This window comes from Pseudonocardia sp. DxW (genome assembly GCF_058448985.1).
Window position 1 is genome coordinate 178110 of sequence record NZ_JBZFLK010000016.1, and the last position, 6767, is coordinate 184876.

6 protein-coding genes and 1 pseudogene are annotated in these 6767 nt (G+C 72.8%); 1 reads left to right on the forward strand and 6 read right to left on the reverse strand.

Going from position 1 to position 6767, the window contains the following annotated elements; translation table 11 throughout:
• Nucleotide 1: 1 nt before the first annotated feature.
• From ACVJO7_RS24055 to ACVJO7_RS24070, 4 genes are all read right to left on the reverse strand, one after another.
• On the reverse strand, nt 2-769 hold the full coding sequence (locus ACVJO7_RS24055) for a hypothetical protein (RefSeq protein WP_491674753.1): 768 nt from the start codon (nt 767-769) through the stop codon (nt 2-4).
• A 92-nt stretch (nt 770-861) separates the two neighbouring features.
• Entirely contained in the window at nt 862-1626 is a 765-nt protein-coding gene (locus ACVJO7_RS24060) for a hypothetical protein (protein ID WP_491674754.1), read from the reverse strand.
• Complete coding sequence (locus ACVJO7_RS24065) at nt 1623-2747, reverse strand: hypothetical protein (RefSeq protein WP_491674755.1); 1125 nt, start codon at nt 2745-2747, stop codon at nt 1623-1625. The genes ACVJO7_RS24060 and ACVJO7_RS24065 overlap by 4 nt, the downstream gene beginning before the upstream one ends.
• A 629-nt stretch (nt 2748-3376) precedes the next feature.
• Nucleotides 3377-4291, reverse strand: a complete 915-nt coding sequence (locus ACVJO7_RS24070) for a DUF4192 domain-containing protein (protein ID WP_491674756.1) — start codon at nt 4289-4291, stop codon at nt 3377-3379.
• A gap of 416 nt (nt 4292-4707) precedes the next feature.
• Here ACVJO7_RS24070 and ACVJO7_RS24075 point away from each other — a divergent pair, with 416 nt between their 5' ends.
• Complete coding sequence (locus tag ACVJO7_RS24075; RefSeq protein WP_491674757.1) at nt 4708-5118, forward strand: hypothetical protein; 411 nt, start codon at nt 4708-4710, stop codon at nt 5116-5118.
• Between the two features lie 197 nt (nt 5119-5315).
• Here the strand turns inward: ACVJO7_RS24075 and ACVJO7_RS24080 are convergent.
• Nucleotides 5316-5975 (reverse strand): annotated as a pseudogene (locus tag ACVJO7_RS24080) (mycobacterial-type methylenetetrahydrofolate reductase); the annotation flags it as partial.
• A gap of 54 nt (nt 5976-6029) precedes the next feature.
• The coding region (locus ACVJO7_RS24085; protein ID WP_491674758.1) for a tyrosine-type recombinase/integrase at nt 6030-6767 on the reverse strand (738 nt) is incomplete at its 5' end.

Sequence of the window (6767 nt, forward strand, 5' to 3'; positions counted from 1 at the left end):
TTCACTCGTTCACCGCCCCGGCCGCCGGGGCCAGCAGGCCGCTGCGGCGCAGGCCGGCGGCCATCTCGGCGGCCAGACCTTCCATGGTGAGCACGCCGAGCTGGTGGTCGAGTATCCGGTCCCGGGCCGGTTCGAGGGCCTGGTCCAGAGCCTGGGCGAGGTAGGCCGCGATCAGCGGCACCGCCGGGTCCTCACCATCGGGTGCCGGGCCGGGGTCGACGTGGGTGGCGAGCTCGTCGAGCGGGGCGTGCCCGTCGTCGTCGAGTTCGACGTCGGTCAGCCCGATCGCGGCGAACGCCGCGTCGAGATGCTCGACCAGGTCACCGCCGCAGATGCTGCCGGCGTCGGCTTCGCGTAGCTGGGTCCAGGCCACGAACAGTCCCAGGATCCACCGATCCGCCGGCACCTGCGTGCTCATCGCCCACGGGCTGTGCCCGGCGGCGGGGGCCAGCGCGAGCAGGGTGTCGTACTGGCGGGGGCTGGCCGGCGCGGTGGCGGAGCTCTGGTGGCGCCCCAGCATCGGCAGCAGCCCCTCGGGGGCGGTGGTGTCGGTGCACCCGGCCTCGGTCAGCTCGCCGTGCCGGTTCCACGCGCTGTAGGCCCAGCCGATGCGCTGACGGTCCTGCTCGTGCGGGGCGAACCACACCTGCCCGCCCAGCCTGGTGGTGAACAAGAACGAGGCCTCCCCCGGCGCGGGGGGCTGGGTGATCCGGTCCGGGTCGAGGCCGCGGACGGAGAAGATGCGGCGAATGTCAGCCAGGGTCGTCATCGACAGGGGTCCAATCTCTGCAAGCGATGCGGGGGGACAGCGGCGCCCCGAGCCCGGTGGTCCGGGCTCGAGGCACCGCAGAACGTGCGAGGTCAGGTCGCGGCTGGAGCCGGCTGGGGCGCGGGGCGGTAGAGCTGCGCGACGTGTGTGGCGTGCCCGGCGCGCTGCCATGGCGGCCCGGAGACCGCGGTGGGCATGAGCTGCCATCCGGCCTGGGCCAGCGCGGCCGCCGCGGAGCGGGCGGCCGGCTCGCTGATGTGTCCGAGCGCCGGCCCGGGTGGGGCGTGCACGATCTGGGTCCCGGCGACCGGATCGTCGATGTAGATCAGCCCACTCGGGCGGTCCCACTCGGCCTCGACCGGCGCACAGACCGGCACGAACCCGGCGGCCGGTGGCCCGGCCGCAAGCTCCCGGTGGCGAGCGACGATCCGGTCCTGCCAGGCCAGCCCGGTGACGACGGCGAGGGCGGCCGGGTCGGCCTGCAGAACCTCGGGCCGGGGCAGGGCGGCGGCCGGGACGTAGATCTCGCCGGAGCTGTCGCACTCGCCGGTCCACACGCCCAGGTCCGGGGCATACAGCGCGGCGGCGCCGAGGCAGCCCTCGTGTGGGTCGTCCCAGGCCAGCCAGGTCGCGCCCGGCGCGACCGCGCGCAGCACCGCCGGCAGGTGCTCGTCGGCCACCGCCCCGCATCCACCCTGGGTGCTGGTGTAGGTGGCGCCGAGATAGATCCCGGCCCGCGCCGCGGGCGGGTCGTCGTCGACACACGCCAGCTTGAGCTCGTCGAACACCACGCTCAGCGGGGTCGCCTCGCCGGCCGGGAGGTCGACCACGGTCACCGCGAACTCCACGGCGCTCACGCCGCCACCGCCGGGGTGTGGTCCTCGGGCTGCGGGTCGCGTGTGCCGTCGAACGGCGCGATCGGGGCGAGCTCGTCGACGATGTCCCGCGCCACCCGCAGGACGGTGGCCGCGGCGGCCCGCACGACGTCGATGTCGCCGTCGGCCCAGCCCATCACGTAGGCGTCGGTGTAGGGCTCGGAGTCCAGCCCGAACGCGGCGCACACGATGTGGGCCACCGACTCGGCCTCGGTCTCGGCGCGGCCGCGGTGCGCCACCGGCGCCACGAAACTGAACTCCTGGTCGAGGTGCCCGCACCGGATGTGCGCGAGCTCGTGGATGGCGGTCTTGATCCGCTGGGCGCCGCTGACGTCGTCACGCACCCGCACCAGCCGCGTCCCCGCACCGGCCACGGTCACCCCGTTGGCCGAGCCCAGATACCCGCTGCCGGGGGCGGCCAGGGCGTAGTCGTAGCCCTCGGCACCGATCATGGCGACCACGTCGTCGTAGATCCCGGTCGGGTCCTCACCATCGAGCAGGACCGCCTGCTTGCCGCCGTGCAGCTTCACCTGGCGCCGCACCGCCACGGTGGGCACCTCGTAGTTGTCGGCCCACGGCACGATCGGCGCGGTCTGAGAGAGCTCGAAGGTCCGCTCGAACTTCCAACCCATGACCACCACCGGCAGCCGGTTCTGCGCGTCGCGCACGATCTTGCGGCCGGTGCGCTGCTCGTAGTCGGTGACCTCGTCCTCGCGCAGCCGCCGCTTGACCGGCGCCCAGATCGTGAACCCGGTCTCGCCGGCCATCACGGTGCGCTTGTGCTTGCGCCAGCCCGAGCTCCCGTCGCGGGCGCCGAAGGCCATGAACATCCGCGGCTCGACCCCGCGCGCGGCCGCCTGCGTCATGAGCAGGATCTGGTTGCCCAGCGAGTAGCGCGCGCCCCACTCGGCGACGGTCTCGATGAACTCCAGCCACTCGACCGGGTCGGCCGCCATGCGCTCCAGGCGCGCCATCATGTCGGCGTGCGCGGCCGCCATCGCCTCACGACGGGCCTGCAGCTGCTCCTCGGTCGGCGCCGGCCGCGCACGCTTACGCGTGCGGGTCTTCGCCGCCGCGCGGGTGCGGGTGGTGGTCTGTCCCATGAGGGGCTCCGATCAGACGAATCAACCGCTCCCACCGGCCCCTGGGGAAGCAGGGCCGGTGGAAGCCCCACCGCGGTCGCGGTGGGACGTGACTCGCCCGCAGCCCGGCGGGCGGCGCGGCGGGGCCGCGCGCTCACCCGACCGGCGTGACACCACCCCCGCTCCGGAGGTGAGGCGCGCTCGGGAGCTGGTGGTGTCACCCGCGTCGGGTGCGGCCGGCGCGGCATCGTCGGGAAAGCCGCCCGAGAGGGCTGCAGAGTCACCACGGCCCACCCCCGCCCGCGGTGCGGCCGAACCGCCACCGAACCCAGGCACTACCGAACCGGGTGGTGGCCCTGTGCCGACGCGCGTTGCGCGTCGACCGGAGTGCGACAGGTGGTGGTCGTAGAGTGCGGTCGGGGTGGACGGGCCAGGTAGCGGCCGGCCCGTCCACCCCTTCGCGCGCCGTGGATCACGGCTCGCACTTGCAGCACTTCCACCGCCCGGCCTGGCGGTCGTAGACCATGTAGCAGCCATCAGCACACATCGCTGGTCACCTCCTCTCCCGAGCTCGCGGATGGGTCCGGTCGGCGCCGCCGCGGCGGCCGCGGCCGCCGCCGGTGGTCGTCGGGGTGCAGTCCCCAGGGCTTCTAGAAGCGGGTCAGCAGCCTGCGGACCGTGTCCGGGCTGGGGTACCGACGGGCGACGGCGCCGACCAGCTGCGCCAGCAACGACGTCGGGTCGGCGCGGGTGGCGGCCGCGGCCGCGGCCCCGGCGTGGGCGCCGTCGCCGTGCAGCAGCGCAGCCAGGGCCAGATACGCCGCCGGCCGGGCCGACCACGGCGCCGGCGTGGCGGGCACCAGGGCCTCGAGCACCGCCCGCAGATCCGAGCTGCGCTCGCGGAGCTGCTCGACCACGCCGCGCTGATCGGCCAGCGCGGCCACCAGGGCCAGGACGCGGTCGTCGTCGAGGACACGGTGAGCCAGGTAGTCGTCCACGACCTCGCCCACCCCCGGTACCCCCGCACACGCGTCAGCAGCGAGGAGTTGTGCCCGGCGAGCCAGAGTCTCGGGATCGACCGGGGCGAGGGCCTGCTCGATCGCCTCCCGGCTGTCCAGCGTGGCCCGGCCGTTGAAGGCCGCGCGGGCAGCGAGCTCCGCGGGTGGCGCTGGGACCGTGCCGGACTCGGCGCAGCCGGGATCGAGGCAGACCCACCGGTGTCCGGGCCGCGTACCGGAGGTGTGGACACTGGCCGTGACCCGCACCCCGGCCGCAGTCAGCACCAGGGCGGCATCCCGGGCCGCGTCCTCACGCGGCCGCGCGCTGACCGCCACCAGGACCGCATGATCGTGGTACTCCGGCGGGACCATCGCCAGCATCCGCGCCGCGTGGACCTCAACCTCGCCCACCGGGGGAAGGTCGGCACGCATCACCGGCCCGATCCGGGAGCTGCCGGCCCCGAAAGCGATCAGCACCAGTGACTCCGTCGGGTGGTACCCGATCAGCGTGGCCACGGTGCTGGCCAGGTCACCATGCGAGGTGAGACGGATAGCAGGAGCAGACATCGAAAGTCCTCCTCGAGAGGGCTGGTCGGTGGGACGCGGCCCTCACGAGCGGGCCCGGGTGGGGTCCCCGCCAGGGGAGCGGCGGGAGCGCACGGCTCCTCCGCGGCGGCGTGGGAACCCGCTTGCGGGTCCGAGCCCCCCGGCGAGGCCTGTCCCACCCGCCCGGACCGGGGCTGGGCGCTATCGGCGCCGAAGCCCCACCCGGGTCTGCTCGCCTGCCCGCGAACCCCTACCGACCAGCCACCGACCGCAGGACCCACCGCGCCACGTCCAAGAGGTGTCCGACCGATACGCGACACTCCCCCGGGGCGGTCCGCCCGGCCCGCCGCCGGAAAAGGGGAGTCATCATCGACGCAGGCACCGCATGGGCAAGCCCAGGGCTGGTCAGCACCCCCGACGCCGCGGCGGTGGCCTACGTGACCGTGACCTTCGCCGTCACCGTCGCGACCAGCGACCCCCGACCCGGCGCCGAGCCGGTCGACGCCATCACCGCAGCCCTGCTCGGGCACGGGTTCAGGCTGCTCACCGACACCGCACAACACCCCGCGCTGCAGGCCGCGCCGGCCCTGCCCGGCTGGTCGGCCGCCCTCATCCCCGCGCCCCGGATCCGGATTACCGCCCCGGACGGGCTGTTCTACGACGGTGACCTCGGCCCCGCGATCCCCGACCACTGGCACGCGGCCACCCGGGCCCGCGGGCGGCTCACCGTCCTGGTCGCCACCCAGCTCGACCTCCACCAGCCCGACCGGACCCAGCAAACCCAGCGCGCTCTCCACGACGGGCGGCTCCTGGCCGGGCACATCTCGCTACAAGCCCCACCCGGATAGCCGCCCACACGAGATCGAACACATGTTCGTGTTTCGGGTAGAGTGACTGGTGGGCTCGTCGGGGGTGGGGGAAGCACCCCCGACGAGCACCACTCGTGTCATGAGAAGCCGGGGAGGGTGGTGCTGGCCGCGGGCGCGCCCCGGATCGCAGTGCGCGGATCGACCGAGCCCGGGCCGAGGGGCCGGCTGATCGGCGCTCAGGTCCCGGCCGCGGTGTCCGGAGCCCAGTAGTCGAGCATGGCCGCGAATGTGTCGAAAGCTGGTGCGCTGGCACCGTACGGGGCTTCAAGATGCAGGCTGACGGGGAAACCAAGTTCGAGCACTCCGTCGACGACCCGCTTGTAGAGCTCGAGCAGCATCGTGCGCTTCTCGGCAGGCTCCCCGTCAGCGAGCTTGGTCACGAAGGCCTGCTCCTCGGCAACCAGCGGGTTGCCGGGGTCCTGGATCAACCAGTTGATCAGGTTGACCCGGTTCTCGACCTGAGGCACGAAGCCGAAGGACAGCAGCAACTCCGGCCGGTGCGGGCTCTGCGCGGCGAAGTCGCGGAGGAACTCGACGATCCGGTCCGAGTACAGCAGCTGCGTCAGGCCGAAGGTCGCGCCTTGGTTGCACTTGAAGTTCAACCGACCGACCTCGCCGTCGCGGGTGGGGATGACGACGACGCCGCGCTCGGGCACCAGATCTGTGTAGGTAGCCAGCGCGTCGACGGGGGCTACTCCTGATCCCTCGCCGTCGTTCATCGTCCGTGGGACACCCACGAAGACGATGCCCTCGATGCCGGCGCCACGCAGCGCACTCAGCCGCTGGGTCAGCTGTGACTCGGCCATGAACGAGGTCACCTGGGTGCACAGGCCACGGACGTTCTTTACTGCAGTTGATCTTGAGCTTCCGGGAGCCGGAGGGTGCTCCGGTCAGCGATTGGGGGCGGCGGTCAGCAGCGGCCCGGGGAGACTGTCGAGAAGCTGCTGGACCTGGTCGCGTTTGTCGCGCAGGTGCCGGACGGTGAGGTGGAGCTGTTCGACGTCGGCGAGCCAGGAGTTGCTCTCGGCCTCCGCGATGCGGGCGTGCAGGTTATCTTCGATGGCGTCGAGCTGCGTGATCTCACCGAGGTCGACTTGGAGGAAGTTGCATCGCAGGCAGGCGTGTTCGTGTGCGCAGTCGGAGCCATAGGGTCGGCGGCAGGAACCGAGGGCGATACGGCGGCGGGAGAAGTGCTCGTGAAATTCGCCCCACTCCTGCTGGGTAGGTTCACGGTACTCAGCGGCCGGGCGTAGCTCGCGGCGGGCGGTGATGAACCGGTCGTAGGCGGCGAAGACTTCGTGCTGGTAGACGGCGGTGTAGCCGCGGGTGGTGTCGATGTGCTGGTGCCCGGCGAGCTGGGCGGCCAGGTGGATGGGGAACCCCTCGGTGACCAGGTCGGTGATGAACAGGCGGCGGAAGTCGTGTGGGGTCAGCCGCAGTGGGGAGCCGTCGGTGTCGAGCAGGCCGGCGTCGGTGGCCAGGTCGGCGACGTAGTTCTGGATGGTGGCGCTGCTCATGGCGCGGGGGCGGGGGCCGCGCCGGATCTGGAACAGGAACGGCATCGGTGCCGAGTGCTCCCTCTCGTAGTGGTCGTAGCGCACGCTGAGCGGGATGGTGCCGTCGGTGCT

What these genes read in the sequence shown, in the direction of transcription:
- ACVJO7_RS24055 (WP_491674753.1), bottom strand. Translation starts at nt 769, where the DNA reads ATGACGACCCTGGCTGACATTCGCCGCATCTTCTCCGTCCGCGGCCTC.
- ACVJO7_RS24065 (WP_491674755.1), bottom strand. Translation starts at nt 2,747, where the DNA reads ATGGGACAGACCACCACCCGCACCCGCGCGGCGGCGAAGACCCGCACG.
- ACVJO7_RS24070 (WP_491674756.1), bottom strand. Translation starts at nt 4,291, where the DNA reads ATGTCTGCTCCTGCTATCCGTCTCACCTCGCATGGTGACCTGGCCAGC.